General features: G+C 72.5%; 15 protein-coding genes. 2 read left to right on the top strand and 13 right to left on the bottom strand.

All coding sequences use genetic code 11. The annotated features are described in order from the left end of the window. Positions 1 to 71 precede the first annotated feature (71 nt). On the top strand, positions 72 to 1700 hold the full coding sequence (gene groL, locus BLS43_RS02820; protein WP_093076292.1) for a chaperonin GroEL: 1629 nt from the start codon (positions 72 to 74) through the stop codon (positions 1698 to 1700). Between the two features lie 108 nt (positions 1701 to 1808). On the opposite strand, the gene BLS43_RS02815 is transcribed toward groL, so the two are convergent. From BLS43_RS02815 to BLS43_RS02805, 3 genes are all read right to left on the bottom strand, one after another. Next, on the bottom strand, positions 1809 to 2291 hold the full coding sequence (locus BLS43_RS02815; protein WP_093076289.1) for a hypothetical protein: 483 nt from the start codon (positions 2289 to 2291) through the stop codon (positions 1809 to 1811). A 577-nt stretch (positions 2292 to 2868) separates the two neighbouring features. Next, complete coding sequence (locus BLS43_RS02810; protein ID WP_176921142.1) at positions 2869 to 3711, bottom strand: endonuclease domain-containing protein; 843 nt, start codon at positions 3709 to 3711, stop codon at positions 2869 to 2871. A 558-nt stretch (positions 3712 to 4269) separates the two neighbouring features. After that, entirely contained in the window at positions 4270 to 5190 is a 921-nt protein-coding gene (locus BLS43_RS02805; RefSeq protein WP_093076284.1) for a helix-turn-helix transcriptional regulator, read from the bottom strand. Between the two features lie 48 nt (positions 5191 to 5238). On the opposite strand from BLS43_RS02805, the gene BLS43_RS02800 reads away from it, so the two are divergent. After that, positions 5239 to 5787: a TIGR03086 family metal-binding protein gene (locus tag BLS43_RS02800; RefSeq protein ID WP_093076281.1), complete on the top strand. Its 549-nt coding sequence runs from the start codon at positions 5239 to 5241 to the stop codon at positions 5785 to 5787. Between the two features lie 47 nt (positions 5788 to 5834). On the opposite strand, the gene BLS43_RS02795 is transcribed toward BLS43_RS02800, so the two are convergent. The 10 genes from BLS43_RS02795 to BLS43_RS02750 all read right to left on the bottom strand — a co-directional run bounded on the left by BLS43_RS02795 (position 5835) and on the right by BLS43_RS02750 (position 14882). Further along, positions 5835 to 7103, bottom strand: a complete 1269-nt coding sequence (locus BLS43_RS02795) for an ABC transporter substrate-binding protein (protein WP_093076278.1) — start codon at positions 7101 to 7103, stop codon at positions 5835 to 5837. After that, on the bottom strand, positions 7100 to 8182 hold the full coding sequence (locus BLS43_RS02790; protein WP_245707298.1) for a branched-chain amino acid ABC transporter permease: 1083 nt from the start codon (positions 8180 to 8182) through the stop codon (positions 7100 to 7102). The genes BLS43_RS02795 and BLS43_RS02790 overlap by 4 nt, the downstream gene beginning before the upstream one ends. Positions 8183 to 8207: 25 nt before the next feature. Further along, on the bottom strand, positions 8208 to 9086 hold the full coding sequence (locus BLS43_RS02785) for a branched-chain amino acid ABC transporter permease (protein ID WP_093076272.1): 879 nt from the start codon (positions 9084 to 9086) through the stop codon (positions 8208 to 8210). Next, a complete protein-coding gene (locus BLS43_RS02780; RefSeq protein ID WP_093077351.1) occupies positions 9083 to 9871 on the bottom strand; it encodes an ABC transporter ATP-binding protein in 789 nt (262 codons plus the stop codon). The genes BLS43_RS02785 and BLS43_RS02780 overlap by 4 nt, the downstream gene beginning before the upstream one ends. Further along, complete coding sequence (locus BLS43_RS02775; RefSeq protein ID WP_093076269.1) at positions 9868 to 10671, bottom strand: ABC transporter ATP-binding protein; 804 nt, start codon at positions 10669 to 10671, stop codon at positions 9868 to 9870. Before BLS43_RS02775 ends, BLS43_RS02780 begins: the two co-directional genes overlap by 4 nt. A gap of 79 nt (positions 10672 to 10750) precedes the next feature. Next, the gene (locus BLS43_RS02770; protein ID WP_093076266.1) at positions 10751 to 11356 is read right to left on the bottom strand and encodes a response regulator; all 606 of its coding nucleotides are present in this window, start codon (positions 11354 to 11356) and stop codon (positions 10751 to 10753) included. 38 nt (positions 11357 to 11394) lie between these two features. Further along, positions 11395 to 12522, bottom strand: a complete 1128-nt coding sequence (locus BLS43_RS02765; protein WP_093076263.1) for a GAF domain-containing sensor histidine kinase — start codon at positions 12520 to 12522, stop codon at positions 11395 to 11397. Between the two features lie 76 nt (positions 12523 to 12598). Further along, positions 12599 to 12856: a PspC domain-containing protein gene (locus BLS43_RS02760; protein ID WP_093076261.1), complete on the bottom strand. Its 258-nt coding sequence runs from the start codon at positions 12854 to 12856 to the stop codon at positions 12599 to 12601. Positions 12857 to 12910: 54 nt separating this feature from the next. Further along, positions 12911 to 13105 carry a hypothetical protein gene (locus tag BLS43_RS02755; protein WP_093076259.1) on the bottom strand — a complete coding sequence of 65 codons (195 nt, stop codon included), beginning with the start codon at positions 13103 to 13105 and terminating at the stop codon, positions 12911 to 12913. Positions 13106 to 13220: 115 nt separating this feature from the next. Beyond that, complete coding sequence (locus BLS43_RS02750) at positions 13221 to 14882, bottom strand: DNA repair helicase XPB (protein WP_093076257.1); 1662 nt, start codon at positions 14880 to 14882, stop codon at positions 13221 to 13223. Positions 14883 to 15308: the final 426 nt, after the last annotated feature.

Here is a 15308-nt window from a genome sequence, read left to right as displayed (position 1 = left end):
GGTTGCCGGTCGTCCGTCGCGGGCGCCGTGCTCGGACAGACGAGTTTTCCCAATCGGAGGACCACACCCCCATGGCGAAGCAGATCGCTTTCGACGAGGAGGCGCGCCGCGGGCTCGAGCGCGGCATGAACACCCTCGCCGACGCTGTCAAGGTGACGCTCGGCCCGCGCGGCCGCAACGTCGTCCTGGAGAAGAAGTGGGGCGCACCCACCATCACGAACGATGGTGTGTCGATCGCCAAGGAGATCGAGCTCGAGGACCCGTGGGAGAAGATCGGGGCCGAGCTCGTCAAGGAAGTCGCCAAGAAGACGGACGACATCGCGGGTGACGGCACCACCACCGCGACCGTCCTGGCCCAGGCGCTGGTCCGCGAGGGCCTGCGCAACGTGGCCGCCGGCGCCAACCCGATGGGCCTCAAGCGCGGCATCGAGAAGGCCGTCGAGGCCGTCTCGCAGGCGCTGCTCAAGTCCGCCAAGGAGATCGAGACCAAGGAGCAGATCGCTGCCACGGCCTCCATCTCCGCCGCCGACCCGCAGATCGGCGAGCTCATCGCCGAGGCGATGGACAAGGTCGGCAAGGAGGGCGTGATCACGGTCGAGGAGAGCCAGACCTTCGGTCTGGAGCTCGAGCTCACCGAGGGCATGCGCTTCGACAAGGGCTACATCTCCCCGTACTTCGTGACCGACGCGGAGCGCATGGAGGTCGAGCTCGAGGACCCGTACATCCTCCTCGTCTCGTCCAAGATCTCGACGGTCAAGGACCTGCTCCCGCTGCTGGAGAAGGTCATGCAGTCGGGCAAGCCGCTCGCGATCATCGCGGAGGACGTCGAGGGCGAGGCCCTGGCCACGCTCGTCGTCAACAAGATCCGTGGCACCTTCAAGTCCGTCGCGATCAAGGCGCCGGGCTTCGGTGACCGCCGCGAGGCCATGCTCACCGACATGGGCATCCTCACCGGTGGCGAGGTCATCTCGGAGAAGGTCGGCCTCAAGCTGGACACCGCCGACCTGTCGCTGCTGGGCACCGCCCGCAAGGTCGTCGTCACCAAGGACGAGACGACCATCGTCGACGGCGCGGGCGACGCGGACCAGATCGCCGGTCGCGTCAACCAGATCCGCGCCGAGATCGACCGCACGGACTCGGACTACGACCGCGAGAAGCTGCAGGAGCGCCTGGCCAAGCTGGCCGGCGGTGTTGCGGTGATCAAGGCCGGTGCCGCGACCGAGGTCGAGCTCAAGGAGCGCAAGCACCGCATCGAGGACGCCGTCCGCAACGCGAAGGCGGCCGTCGAGGAGGGCATCGTCGCCGGTGGCGGCGTCGCGCTCATCCAGGCCGGTGCCGGCCTGTTCGAGGGCCTCGGCCTGGACGGCGACGAGGCGACCGGGGCGAACATCGTCCGGGTCGCGCTCGAGGCGCCGCTCAAGCAGATCGCGGTCAACGCCGGCCTCGAGGGCGGCGTCGTGGCGGAGAAGGTTCGGAACCTCCCCTCGGGCGAGGGCCTGGACGCCGCCACGGGCGAGTACAAGGACCTGGTCAAGGCCGGCATCATCGACCCGGCCAAGGTCACCCGCTCGGCGCTGCAGAACGCGGCGTCCATCGCGGCGCTGTTCCTGACCACCGAGGCGGTCATCGCCGACAAGCCGGAGAAGAACGCCGCTCCGGTCGGCGACCCGACCGGTGGCATGGGCGGCATGGACTTCTGAGAGAAGCCTGCGTCACGAGGCATCCTCTCTGATCCGTCCTGCGTGAAGGGGCGGCGGGCTTCGGCCCGCCGCCCCTTTCGCGTGTCCGACGCCGTGCCGGTCGCACAGTCAGAACAGGAACACGTAGGCGCTGAACAGGACCGTCAGGAACGTCGGGACGAGGGTCAGGAGCACCGGCCAGACGTGCTGGGCCCGCGTGGTCGCGAACCAGACGGCGAGCGGCCAGCCGAGCGCGAACACCGCGACCATCCCGCCCATGAGCACCGCGCCGAGGTCGCCGAGCCCGAGCCCGAAGGCGATGAACATCAGCGCGAAGAACGCGGGCCACAACGCGCACAGCGCGGTCACCGTCAGCCCGACGACCCGGACCGCCAGCACTCCGCCCGGCTGCGGCGCCCGGCGCCGGGGCACCGTCGGGAACTGGAGGAAGGGCTGCTCCACCTCCCACGAGCGCACCGCGGGGAACTGCGGCACGCCCGCGGGTGCCCAGGGCTCGCGGGGGGCGGGGATCACCCCGGGGTTGCTCGGCAGCAGGCCTGCGGGCGGCTCGAACCGCAGCGCGGCGGGCTCGTGGTGCGGTGTCGTGGTCATGCCACGAACCTAGAAACCCGCAGCTCAGCGCACAGGGGTGCCAGCACCACCCCGCCCGGTGGCCACCCCGCCGGTTCGCGGTGAGCGTGACGCGGTGGTCGTCAGCCGAGCGCTCTCGTGACACTCGGGTGGTGCGCGCTCCGCGGATCCCTGCATGATCGTTCCGAGCGTGACGGGAGCGTCGCATCGAGTGCGCTCCTGTGACACTCGCGCGGTCCGACCGTTGCGGCACCCGGCCACATCGAGCGTCACACGAGCGCGGTTGATGCGACGCTCCCGTGACACTCGCGCGATACGACCGCTGCAAGCACCCCGACCATCGCCGTGAGTCACGCGAGCGCGGTCGACGCGACGCTCCCGTGACACTCGCGCACCATCGCGGAGCTGCGGTGCGGGCGCGTTCGCGCATGCCGTTTGCCGAGCGTCACGCGAGCGTCGTCAGCGGGGCGCTCCTGTGACGATCACGCACCCACCGCTGCGGGGGGCGCGTGCGATGCGCTCGCCGCCGTCGAGCGTCACACCAGGGTGATCGACACAGCGCTCCCGTCACACTCGTCGGCGGTGATTCCCGCGAGCGTCACCCGGCGGCACGACGGTCAGCGCTCCCGTCACGCTCGGCGCGGAGTAGCGCGCGTCGGACCTGCTCCGCCACGAGTTCCGGTTGCCGCATCACCATGCCGGGATCGAAGCGGAGCACCCGCCACCCCTCGCGAGCGAGGAACGCCTCGCGGACGAGGTCGCGCTGGGCCCGTTCCGCCCTCAGATGATCGGGGCCGTTGTGCTCGACGCCGAGTTGCTGCGCCGGGAACGCGAGATCCAGCTCGTAGGGGCCGATGGGGTGTTGGAGGACCGGCGTCGGCAGGCCTGCGTCCTCGATGGCCAGGCGAATGCGCGTCTCCATCGGGGAGCCGGACCTCCGGTTCGCCCGCCTGAGCACCTCGGGTACCCGGGCGCTGCCTCGGACCCCGCGGTGCAGGTCCCGCACGGCGAGGACGTCTCCCGGCTCGAACCCGCCGACCCGAGCGAGGGCGTCGACAGCCACGATGGCCTCGCGCATGGACGCGCGACAGGCGAGGTCGAACGCGGTGCGGAGCGCCGTCGTCACCCGGGCGCCCTCGGCCACGGTGATCTCCTCGGGGAGCACGATCCCGCGTCGGACCAGCAGTCCCGGGTGTGCGCGCTGCGTCCCCCCGGGAACGATCACCTCAACCGCGGCGTCCGCGGGACCGCACGAGGCCCCGAGCAGCTCCGCGGCCGCCCATCCGCCGACCACACCGCGCCCCTCGACCAGGACGTGAGCAGCGCGCCCGCGGAGCGCGAGATCGGGCGGTCCGGCAGTCATCAGGACGTAGATGTCGGGGAACATCCGCCGATAGCGCGGTCCACGCAGCTCGCCCGCCGTCACCCGGCCCTCGGCCACAGCGACGGATCCACGAAAAGGTTCGATCGTCATGCGGACTGTGACGGCGCCCGACCGTCCGCGGTTCCACTCGAGGTTCGAGAGTGACAGGAGCGTCGCGCGGAAAGCCGGCCGGTGCCACTCACCCGGCCCGGTGCTGCACGAGCGTCACCGGAGCGCACCATCACCAACGCTCCTGTCACCCCACCCCGAGCGTCACCGGAGCGCACCCCCACGAGCGTTCCTGTCCCGCTCGGAACGATCATGCGGCACGAGCGTCACCGGAGCGCACCATCATCAACGTTCCCGTCACCCTCGGAAAGATCACGCGGCACGAGCGCTACCCGCTGCCCCCGCTGCCCACCGGACCCACCCCGAGCGTCACCCGAGCGCATTACCGCGAACACTCCCGTCACGCTCAAAATGATCTTTCGGCACGTGCGTCACCGCGGCGCACGACCGCGAGCACTCCGTCGGACCCACCGCGAGCGTTACCGGAGCGCACTATCATCAACGCTCCCGTCACCCTCGGAAAGATCATGCGGCGCGAGCGTCACCGGAGCGTCGTCGGCGCAGCGCTCACGTGACACTCGTGTACTCCCCCGCGACGGCGGCGGCGCGGGCGCGGAGGGACTCCGCCAGCTCCGGTGGATCCAGCGCGACCACCCGCGGGGCCAGGGACCACAGGACCTGCTCGGCGTGGTGCATGCTCCCGAACGCGACCACGACGGCGTCGGGCTCCTCCCGCACGATCATCACCTCGGCCGCCAGGACCTCCCGGTCGCCGCGCACCCGCACCTCCACGTGCGGGATCCGGCGGCGGAAGTCCGCGCGCCTGCGCTCCCACAGCTGGTCGAGGTCGATCCCCGACGGCCGCCGCGCGGGCTCGGCCAGCTCCTGCGCCTCCTCGATCCGGTCGACGCGGTAGGTGCGGTCGGCGCCGTCGTGGAGCGCGAGGAGGTACCACCGGCCCGCCGACTCGACGAGGCCGAGCGGGTCGACCGTCCGCAGCCGCGCGGACCCGTCCCGCGACGCGTAGCGCATCCGCAGCCGGTTCCCCGCGAACACCGCCCGCTGCACCTGGACCGGGGCGGGTGTGGGCTCGGCCCCCTCGCGCAACCACCCCGCGCGCCCGACGAGAACGCGGTCCGCCGCACCCGTCGCCGCGGCGCGGGAGGCCTCCGGCAGGGCCGCGACCAGTTTCCGGATCGCCGACGAGAAGGCCTGTCCCCGGCCCAGGAGGTCTCGGGGCGTGGTCAGCAGGGCGACCGCCTCGTCGGTCGTGAGCCCGGTGAGGTCCGTGGAGAAGCCCGGCAGCAGGGCGATCCCGCCGTGGCGGCCGCGCTCGGTGTAGACGGGGATGCCTGCGCTCGAGAGCGCCTCGACGTCTCGCAGCACCGTCCGTTCGGAGACCTCCAGCTCCGCCGCCAGCTCCGCGGCCGTCGACCGGCCACGGTGGCGCAGCAGGAGGGTGAGCGAGAGCAGCCGATCGGCACGCATCCGCAAAACATGACACAAGGTGTCCGGTTGAGGCGAGAGGGTCCTTCCATGACCACCACGGAGATCGACCCCCGCACCCCCTACGCCGGCGCCCTCGACTGGGCCGCCGCCGTCCTCGCCGGAGTCCGCGAGGAGCAGCTCGCCGGGCCCACCCCGTGCCCCGAGCTCGACGTCGACGGCCTGGTCCGACACCTCGTCGCCACCGTCTACAAGATCGCCGCGATCGGCGAGGGCCGCGACCCGCGGCCGCTCCCGTTCCAGGTCGACGGCACCTTGGAGGACGCCCGCGCCGAGTACGAGCGGGTCTGGACCGCCGAGGCCCTCGACCGCGAGGTCACCGTGCCCTGGGGACGGGCGCCCGGGCGGACGGCGCTGTGGGGGTACGTGAACGAGCTGCTCGTGCACACCTGGGACGTCGCCGTCGCCACCGGGCAGCCGTGCGAGGCGCCCGCCGCGGCCGTCGAGCCCGCGCTGGCGGTCGCGCGGATGCTCATCCCGGCCGAGCGCGAGGGCTTCCCCTTCGCCCCACCCGTCGAGCCGGCCGCGGACGCGGGCCCGACCGAGCGCCTCGCCAACTGGTCCGGCCACGCCCGCTGAGGGTCGTGAGTGGCGATGGTCGCCCGGGCGACCATCGCCGCTCACGGTCAGGGCTGCTGGTGCGGGGCCTTGTACTCGCTCGCGTCCGGCGCGGTGAACAGCGGCGCGACCTCGGTGAGGCCGCCCTCGGCGTTCTGGTCGACCTTGGCGATGTAGACGCCGCGGGTCGGCGGGGCACCGGGCGAGCTGTAGTCCAGCGGCGCGACCAGGTCGTCGGTGCCGACCGAGGTCAGGGACTTCAGCGCCGTCTGGACGCCCGCCCGGGACAGGTCGCCGTTCTGGCAGGCCTTCTCCAGCACCGCCTGCCAGACGAGCCCCTCGACGTACCCGGCCTGCGCACCCGCGTTCTTCGGGCTGTTCGGGTACTTCGCCTTGTACTCCGTGGCGACCTCGACGGCCTTCGGCGTCTTCGACGAGAACGGCGCACTCGACGCCGCCACGTACAGCTTGTCCAGCGCACCCGCCGCCGGGCTCGAGAGCAGGGCCGGGTCGAACGTCGGGTTGTTGCCCAGGACCGGCACGTTCAGCCCGAGCGCGGCGTTGTTGGCCATGGCCGAGGCCGTCTGGCCGGGCGTCGTGGTCAGCACGATCGCGGTGACGCCCTCGCCCTTGAGCCCGGTCACGATGTTCGCCAGGTCGTTGTCCGTCGAGGTGATCTTGGACTCGACGACCGTCATGCCGTGCTTCTCGGCGTAGAACTTCGAGCCGCGCAGGCCGTTGCCGCCGTACTCGCCGTCGATGTAGATGTGTCCGATCTTGTCGCCCTGCTTGATCAGGCCCTGCTGCTGCAGGTAGGAGAGCCCGTCGATGATCTCGACGTCGTAGGTGGTCCCGATCATCATGATGTTCGGGTTGTTCAGGATCTCCGACGACCAGGACGCGGGCGCGGCGGAGACGTTGTCGTCGATCAGGTTCTGCTTCAGCGCCGCGAGCACGGGCGAGCCCAGGAGCTGCACGATCCCGAGGATCTTCGGCTCGAGCTGCGGATAGAGCGTTTTGGCGGTGTCCGCCTTGTACCCGTGGTCGACGATCTCCAGGGCCAGCTGGCGCCCGCAGATCCCGCCCGCGGCGTTGACGTCGGCCACCCAGAGCTCGTTGCCGCCGATCAGCGCCTCGCCCAGGTTCTTGAACACGCCGGTCCGGTCGCCCATGACGCCGAGGGTGATCGTGGAGTCGGTGACGCCGAAGTCGGTCTTCACCCCGCCCGTCCCGCCGCTCGACCCGGAGGACCCGGAGTCCGCCGTGCTGCCACAGGCCACGAGCAGGAGCGCCGAGACGCCCACCACCGCCGCCCGGCCCCAGTTCTTGATCATCATCGATCTCCTTGTCGGGTGGTGAGCCTGCGACCGATGGCCGCCAGCCCACCGGGTTCGAACAGCACCACCAGCACGATCGCGGCTCCGTACACGAACGCGCTGATGAGCACGGGGGACAACGTCCCGATGGACCAACCGAACTCGGTGGCCCCCAGGGTCAGCACCTGCGGCAGGCCGTTGACCAGCACCGCCCCGGCGACGGCGCCGGGGATCGAGCCGAGGCCGCCGATCAGCACCATCGCCAGGTACGAGATCGCGACGGTGATGGAGTAGGTGCCGATGAACTCGTTCTCGTCCGGTTTGACGAGGTCCAGCCACAGGGCCGTCATGACGCCCGCCAGCCCGGCGAAGGCGGACGACACGGTGAAGGCCTGCGCCTTCGCCCGGGCCACGTTCACGCCCATCGCGGTGGCGGCGGCCTCGTTGTCCCGCACCGCGCGCCAGGCCCGGCCGACCCGGCTGCGGACGGCGCCGCGGGCCAGCAGGTAGGCCACGATGGCCAGGACGAGGAACAGGTACCAGAGCCGCTGCTGCTTCTGGATGGCGACGCCCAGGATCGTCGGCGCCGGGTCGGAGTTGGCGAAACGGAAGCCGAACAGGTCGAACGTCGGCGGCGGGCGCCCGGTCGACGTCCCGCCGGAGAGCATGTCCAGCGACTGACCCAGGTAGAGCCCCAGGAACACCAGCGACAGGGACGCCACGCCGAGGTAGATCCCGCGCAGTCGCCCGGAGACCGGCGAGAACGCGAGCCCGACGAGCGCGCAGATCGCGACCGCGCCGATCACCGCGAGCAGCGGCGGCAGCCCCAGCCCGACGAGGTCCCCGGAGTCCCCCGAGTCCCCCGCCAGCACGGCGTAGCTCACCGCCCCGACCAGCAGGAAGAACGGGTGCGCGAGGGACAGCTGACCGGCCTGCCCGACGAGCAGGGTCAGCCCGACCGCCCCGACGACGCCGATCAGCACGTACTGGCCCGCCTTGAGGTAGGCGACGCCCGCGAACACCGGGAACACCAGCAGGACCAGGAGCAGCACCGCGACACCTGCGACCGAGGGCCACGAGGTCCGCAGGCGCACCAGCACCGACGACCGCTCAGTCACGACCCGCTCAGACACGACTGAGCTCCCTCGTCCCGAACAGCCCGCTGGGCCGGAACACCAGGATCACCAGCATCACCAGGAAGACCGCGCTCTTGGAGAACTCGAAGGAGACGTACTGCGCGGACAGCGCCTCGGTGAGCCCCACGACCAGCCCGCCGACGACGGCGCCCGCGGTGGAGTCGAGCCCGCCGAGGATCGCCGCGGGGAACGCGATCAGCGCGATCGCGTGCGTCCCGCGGCCGAGCCCGGCACCGGAGAAGTCCTGGGTGGCCATGAACAGCACGGCGACCCCGGCCAGCGCGCCCGCGAGCAGCCAGGCCGTCGCCGTGACCCGCGAGCTGCGGATCCCCATCAGCGCCGCGGCCTCCTTGTTCTCGGCCTGCGCCCGCATGGCGACCCCCCAGTTCGAGAACCGGAAGACCAGGAAGAACGCGGTGATCAGCACGGCCCCGACGATCAGGGCGACCAGCTGGGTGCGGAACACCGTCAGGCCCGCGAACTGGATCGGGGCCGCGTCGTAGGGGTCGCCGATGAAGGGGATGTCGTTGCCGAGGCGGCGGACGACCTCCTCGGTGACGATCACGTCCACCCCGATGGTGAGCAGCGCCAGGCTGTTGACGTCCGCCCCGCGGGCGTTGCGCACCAGCAGGCGCTCGATCAGCAGCGCCGCCACCGCCGCGGACACGATGCCGAGCACCGCCGCGCCCGGCCAGCCGAGGGCGTCCTTCGTGGCGTAGACGAGGTAGCCCCCGATCAGCACGAGCGAGCCGTGCGCGAAGTTGACCACCTCGGTGGCCTTGAAGATGATCACGAAGCCCAGCGCGAGCAGCGCGTACACCGCGCCCTTGCCCAGCCCGTTCAGCACCAGCTGCAGGAACGTGTTCACTCCGACACCCCCAGGTAGGCCCGGACGACCTCGGGATCGGCCTGGACCTGCTCCGGCGGGCCGTCCGCGATCAACCGGCCGAAGTCCAGGACGCTCACCCGGTCCGCGATCCCCATCACCAACCCCATGTCGTGTTCGACCAGCAGGACCGAGATCCCCAGCGCGTCGGCCAGGTCCCGGATCGTCACGCCCATCTCGGCGGTCTCGGTGGCGTTCAGGCCCGCGGCGGGCTCGTCGAGGAGGAGGACCGTGGGCTCGACGGCGAGGGCGCGGGCGATGTCGACCCGCTTCGCGACCCCATAGGGCAGGGCGGCGACCAGGGAGTCCAGCCGGTCGGCGACCCCGAGGAACGCGCAGATCTCCTCGACCCGGGCGCGGTGTCGCGCCTCGGTCCGCCTGCCGATCCGCAGGCCGCCCGCCAGGAACCCGCCCCGGGTCAGCGGGTGGCGGCCCAGCAGCACGTTGTCCCGCACCGTGCTGTGCGGGGAGAGCGCGATGTTCTGGAACGACCGCCCGACGCCGAGTCCGGCCAGCCGGTGCGGCGGGGTGCCCGTCAGGTCCTGCTCGCCGAGCCGCACCCGCCCGGACGTCGGCCGGTACAGCCCGCTGATCACGTTGAAGCAGCTGGACTTGCCCGCGCCGTTCGGACCGATCAGGGCGTGCACGGCGCCGGGTTCGACGGTGAAGGACACGTCGGAGAGAGCGGTGACCCCGCCGAACCGCAGCGTCACCGACTCGACCGCGAGCGGTGCGACGTCGGACCGGACGGTCCCGGGCGCGCTCATCCGGCCCACCTCGACAGGGTGCGGCGGTGCTGGCGCGCGAACGCGGCCTCGGCCTCCGCCTGCTCCTCGGACTCGGCGTGCCCGCCCAGGTAGAGGCGCTGGACGTCGTCGCTCGCGGCGAGCTCGGCCGCCGGACCCGCCAGCGCGACCCGGCCGACCTCGAGGACGACGGCGGTGTCGGCGACCTCCAGGGCCATCGTCGCGTTCTGCTCGACCAGGACCACCGCCGTGCCCTGCGCGTGGATCTCACCGACGATCCGGGCGATCCGGCCGACCATCTGCGGGGCCAGGCCCAGGGACGGCTCGTCGAGCAGCAGCAGATCGGGGCCGGACATCAGGGCGCGACCGATGGCCAGCATCTGCTGCTCGCCCCCGGAGAGCAGGCCCGCGCGTTGGGTCGCGCGCTCCGCCAGCACCGGGAAGAGCTCCGCGACCCGGGCCCTGGCCGCGGTGCGCACCGCCGCCGACCGCGCACCGAGCCCGCCCGCGCGCAGGTTCTCCTCGACCGTCATCCGGGCGAAGACCTGACGTCCCTCGGGCACCGCGACCACCCCGCGCCGGACGATCTCCGCGGGGTCCAGGCGGTCGATCCGCTCGTCCCGGAACCGGATCTCCCCCGCCGCGACCGCGCCGCCGTGCAGCCGCAGCGTGCCCGACACCGCGCGCAGCAGCGTCGACTTCCCGGCACCGTTGCCGCCCAGGACCGCGAGCACCCCGTCGGGTCCCACGTCCAGGTCTATCTCCTCCAGGGCCGTCACCGACCGCCCGTACCGGACCTCGAGCCCTCGCACGCTCAACACGGGCACATCCTGATGGCGCTGTGAGCGCCGCCACACCCCCACGTGGAGACATAGCGGACACTCCGCCCGCGCCGTCCGCCTACAGGAGGCCGGCCTCGCTCGCCTTGCCGATGGCCTCGACCCGGTTGCGGGCCCCGAGCTTGTGCAGGGCGGACTGCAGATAGGTCTTGACGGTGTTGCGGGTCAGGCCGGTGACCTCGGCGATCTCGGGGTTGGTCCGGCCCTGGGCGGCCAGGCGCAGCACCTCGTACTCGCGCCGGGTCAGCCCGCTGCGCTCCAGGGCGGACTTCGTGGCCTCGCCGTCGGGCAGCATGCGGGCGTCGACGACGCGTTCGCCGCGCAGCACCGCGCGCAGGGCGGCGACCAGGTCGGTGGCCGCGGCGTCCTTGACCAGGCAGCCGTGGGCGCCCGCGTCGAGCGCGGCGCGGATGCCGTGGTGGTCGCCGTGCGCCGTGAACACCACGACCCGGGCGGCGGGCCACACGCCCCGCAACCCGACGACGACCTCGGGCGCGAGCATGTCCGGCAGCCGCAGGTCGAGCAGCACCAGGTCCGGCCGCAGCTCACCGGCCCGTTCCAGGGCGGTCCGTCCCGACTCGGCCGAGCCCACCACCTGCAGGGACGGCTCCCCGCGCAGCAGGAGGGCGACGCCGTCCCGCACCACCGGGTGGTCGTCGACCACCATCACGCGGGCGGGAGGGGAGCCGACCGGCGCCCTCGGGCTCACGGCGCGCCCGGCAGCGACAGGCGCAGGGTGGTGCCGCCCTCCTCGTCCTGGATCAGGCCCACGGTGCCGCCGAGCCGCGCCGCGCGCTGGGCGAGCATCCGCACGCCGAGCCCGGTGCCCGCCCCCGGGCCGCTGCCGTCGCCGTCGTCCGCCACGGCGAGCACCACGCCGCCGGACTCGTCCGGCGCCAGGCTGACGATCACGGTGCCCGCCCCGGCGTGCTTCTCCGCGTTGAGCAGGCCCTCCCGCGCGACGGCGACGAGGATCGCCGTGCGCTCGGCGTCCAGCGGGGCGACCGGCCCGAGCTGCACGAACCGGCAGCTGACCCCGGTCCGGGCGGCGAAGCTGCGGCAGTGCTCGGCCAGCTCCACCGGCAGGGCGCGCTCCGGCGAGCTGTCCGAGAGGGCCAACAGGGCCTCCCGCAGGGCGCGGGAGGCCTCGGAGACGTCCGCCTCGATGCGGGTCAGCCGGGACGCGAGCAGCGGGTTCTCGCTGCGCAGGTCACGGACCTGGGCGCCGATGGAGAAGAGCATCGCGCCGACGGAGTCGTGCAGCGAGGCCTGCATCCGGCGGCGTTCGGCCGCGACGGCGCCGTCGGCCTGCGCGGCCGCGGCGTCGGCCAGGCGCAGCGCCGGGACGGCCTGCTCGGCGGCCCCGCGCAGGGCGTCGACCGCGGCGTCGCCGAAGGTCCCGGGGCCGTGCAGGCCCGCGTAGGCCACGGCGAGGGTGCAGCCGCGGTCCAGGATCGGGACCGCGATCATGGCGCCGAGCCGCTCCCGGCGCACGCGTTCGTCGTAGTCGTGGGTGATGGTCTCGGCGGAGACGTAGTCGCTGACCCGCACCGGCTTCCCGGTGGCCAGGGCCCGACCGCCGATGCCGCGGCCCGTCTCGACCCGCAGGTCCTGCAGCGCGTCGGTGCGGGTGCCCGCCGTCCAGCGGATCACCGTGCCGTCCTCGGTCCGCTCGCCGAGGAAGCCGGTGTCGGCGCCCGCGGCCTCCCGGATCAGCCGGGCGGTGCCGCGCAGCGCCAACACCCGGTCCAGCACCGAGAGCAGACCCTCCCGTTCGGCCAGGAGGAGGTCGAGGAGGTGGGCCCGTTCGGCCGCACGGTCGGTCGTTCGCACCCGCGGGACTGTGTCATGAAAGTGGTGACCGGCGACACACCCAGGTGGAGATCCGCACGGTCACCCGGTCACCCCGTCACTCCTCGGGGGCCAGGGCCCAGGCCGCGACGTAGAGGACCACGCCGATCCCCGCCCCGAGGACCGTCAGGGCGACCAGGCCGATGCGGACGAGGTTCGGGTCGACGTCGAGGCTCTCGGCGAGCCCGCCGCAGACACCACCGAGCACCTTCTCGGAGCGGCTGCGGTGCAGGCGGAAACCGGGCCCGCGCTCGGGCGCCTGCTCGATGACGACGGGGGACTCGGGGCCGGCGGTCTGCTCGGTCTGCTGTTCCATGCCGTCGAGCCTGCCGGTCGGCGGCGCCCCGCACCTCCGGGTGGAACCCGGAAATCAGCCTCGGGGTCGCCGGGGCTCCGGGGTCCGGGGAACCCCGGGCGCGTCCACCGGGCGCCGCGGTGAGGGCATCGGGTCCGCGGGCACCTGCCGGTCCCGCAGCCGAACCATCCGCCCGACGAGCACCGCGACCACCAGGGCGATGACGACCCACGCCACCACCCCGATCGCGATCCAGCCCGCGACGGACATCTCCGACTCCTCTGTAACGCCGTGCGGTCGAGTGTCCACGAACACCGCGGCCCGCGCATTCAGGGAAGGGGGTGAGACCGTTCGCCCGTCTCGGGGACGCGCGGTGACGCTCCGATCAGCCCACGTCCGGCAGGGCGGGTCCGAGCAGGTCGTCCGCGTCCACGATGCGGTACGCATAGCCCTGTTCGGCGAGGAAGCGCTGACGGTGCGCGGCGTAGTCGGTGTCCAGGGTGTCCCGGGACACGACCGAGTAGAAGTGCGCCTGCCGCCCGTCCCCCTTGGGCCGCAGCAGCCGCCCGAGTCGCTGCGCCTCCTCCTGCCGGGACCCGAACGTGCCGCTGACCTGCACCGCGACCGTCGCCTCGGGGAGGTCGATGGAGAAGTTCGCGACCTTGCTGACGACGAGCCGCTTGATCTCGCCCGCCCGGAACGCGTCGAACAGCGCCTCGCGCTCCTTGTTCTTCGTCGAGCCCTGGATGACGGGGCAGCCGAGGGCCTCGCCGAGATCGTCGAGCTGGTCGAGGTACGCCCCGATGACGAGCGTGGGCTCGTCCGGGTGGCGGTCCAGGATCGCCTTGACGACGGGCAGCTTCGTGCGCGCGGTGGAGGCCATCCGGTAGCGCTCCTCGGCGTCCGCGGTGGCGTACATGATCCGCTCGTTCTCGGTCAGGGTGACCCGGACCTCGGTGCACTCCGCGGGCGCGATCCAGCCCTGCTCCTCGATGTCCCGCCACGGCGCGTCGTACCGCTTCGGGCCGATCAGGGAGAACACGTCCCCCTCGCGGCCGTCCTCGCGGACCAGGGTGGCGGTGAGACCGAGCCTGCGGCGGGACTGCAGGTCCGCCGTCATCCGGAAGACGGGGGCGGGCAGCAGGTGCACCTCGTCGTAGACCACCAGGCCCCAGTCCCGGGAGTCGAACAGCTCGAGGTGCTTGTACTCGCCCTTGGTGCGCCGCGTGATCACCTGGTAGGTGGCGATGGTGACCGGGCGGATCTCCTTCTTCTCGCCCGAGTACTCGCCGATCTCGTCCTCGGTCAGGGTGGTGCGCGCGATCAGCTCCCGCTTCCACTGCCGCCCGGAGACGGTGTTCGTCACGAGGATGAGCGTGGTGGCCTTCGCCCGCGCCATGGCGGCCGCGCCGACGAGCGTCTTGCCCGCCCCGCACGGCAGCACGACGACACCCGAGCCGCCCGCCCAGAACCCCTCGACCGCCTGGGCCTGGTAGTCCCGCAGCGTCCAGCCGTCCTCGGCGAGGTCGATGGCGTGGGCCTCGCCGTCGACGTAGCCCGCGAGGTCCTCGGCGGGCCAGCCGACCTTGAGCAGCAGCTGCTTGAGGTTGCCGCGCTCCGAGGGGTGCACGATCACCGTGTCGTCGTCGATCCGGGCGCCCAGCAGCGGGGCGATCTTCTTCTGCCGGAGCACCTCCTCCAGCACCGCGCGGTCGCTCGAACTCATGACCAGGCCGTGGGCGGGGTGGTTGGCCAGCTGGAGCCTGCCGTAGCGGCCCATCGTGTCGACGACGTCGACCAGCAGGGGCTGCGGCACGGCGTAGCGGGAGTAGCGGACCAGGGCGTCGACGACCTGCTCGGCGTCGTGGCCCGCGGCGCGGGCGTTCCACAGGGCGAGCGGGGTCACCCGGTAGGTGTGGACGTGCTCCGGCGCGCGCTCGAGCTCGGCGAACGGAGCGATCGCCGTCCGTGCATCCGCCGCAGCGGGGTGGTCCACCTCGAGCAGCAGCGTCTTGTCGGATTGGACGATGAGCGGTCCATCGGTCACGCGGGGGTCCCTCCTGAATCCGGTCACGCTGAGCCGGGCGGCTACCTACGCACGGTGAGCGGTCGGTGACTGCGCCACCCGGTCGGGGGTGTGGACGACTCGCCCGGACGGGGTGGTCGCAGCGCCACCGCCGGTTATGCTGACCGCGCACCCACCGCAGTACGTACGTGTGCCGACTCGATCCTATTCCCCGCTCCCCGCAGGGGCCTCGTCTCGGCCACCGCGTGTCGCGGAATCCGCTGGACGAGAGCCCGACCACCCCCGGCAGGCTCCCGTCGGCTCCGCCCAGGAAGGCCCGAACGATCACCGCAGTACCCACCCCCGCGCACCCCGTCCGCTCCCCCGCACCGCCCCCGATCTCGCCGAACACGCGTGCGAGCCGCTCGGCCACTGGTCGCTGGTGGCGGGCGACTGGGCTCGCACAGC

This window comes from Pseudonocardia oroxyli (genome assembly GCF_900102195.1).
Taxonomy (GTDB): domain Bacteria; phylum Actinomycetota; class Actinomycetes; order Mycobacteriales; family Pseudonocardiaceae; genus Pseudonocardia; species Pseudonocardia oroxyli.
Note: the sequence above shows the minus strand (reverse complement) of the source record. Positions and strands in the feature narration are given on the sequence as shown.

Coding starts and splice junctions, on each gene's coding strand:
- BLS43_RS02800 (WP_093076281.1), top strand. CDS start 5,239: ATGACCACCACGGAGATCGACCCCCGCACCCCCTACGCCGGCGCCCTC.
- BLS43_RS02795 (WP_093076278.1), bottom strand. CDS start 7,103: ATGATGATCAAGAACTGGGGCCGGGCGGCGGTGGTGGGCGTCTCGGCG.
- BLS43_RS02805 (WP_093076284.1), bottom strand. CDS start 5,190: ATGCGTGCCGATCGGCTGCTCTCGCTCACCCTCCTGCTGCGCCACCGT.
- BLS43_RS02770 (WP_093076266.1), bottom strand. CDS start 11,356: ATGGTGGTCGACGACCACCCGGTGGTGCGGGACGGCGTCGCCCTCCTG.
- BLS43_RS02815 (WP_093076289.1), bottom strand. CDS start 2,291: ATGACCACGACACCGCACCACGAGCCCGCCGCGCTGCGGTTCGAGCCG.
- BLS43_RS02780 (WP_093077351.1), bottom strand. CDS start 9,871: ATGAGCGCGCCCGGGACCGTCCGGTCCGACGTCGCACCGCTCGCGGTC.
- BLS43_RS02755 (WP_093076259.1), bottom strand. CDS start 13,105: ATGTCCGTCGCGGGCTGGATCGCGATCGGGGTGGTGGCGTGGGTCGTC.
- groL (WP_093076292.1), top strand. CDS start 72: ATGGCGAAGCAGATCGCTTTCGACGAGGAGGCGCGCCGCGGGCTCGAG.
- BLS43_RS02760 (WP_093076261.1), bottom strand. CDS start 12,856: ATGGAACAGCAGACCGAGCAGACCGCCGGCCCCGAGTCCCCCGTCGTC.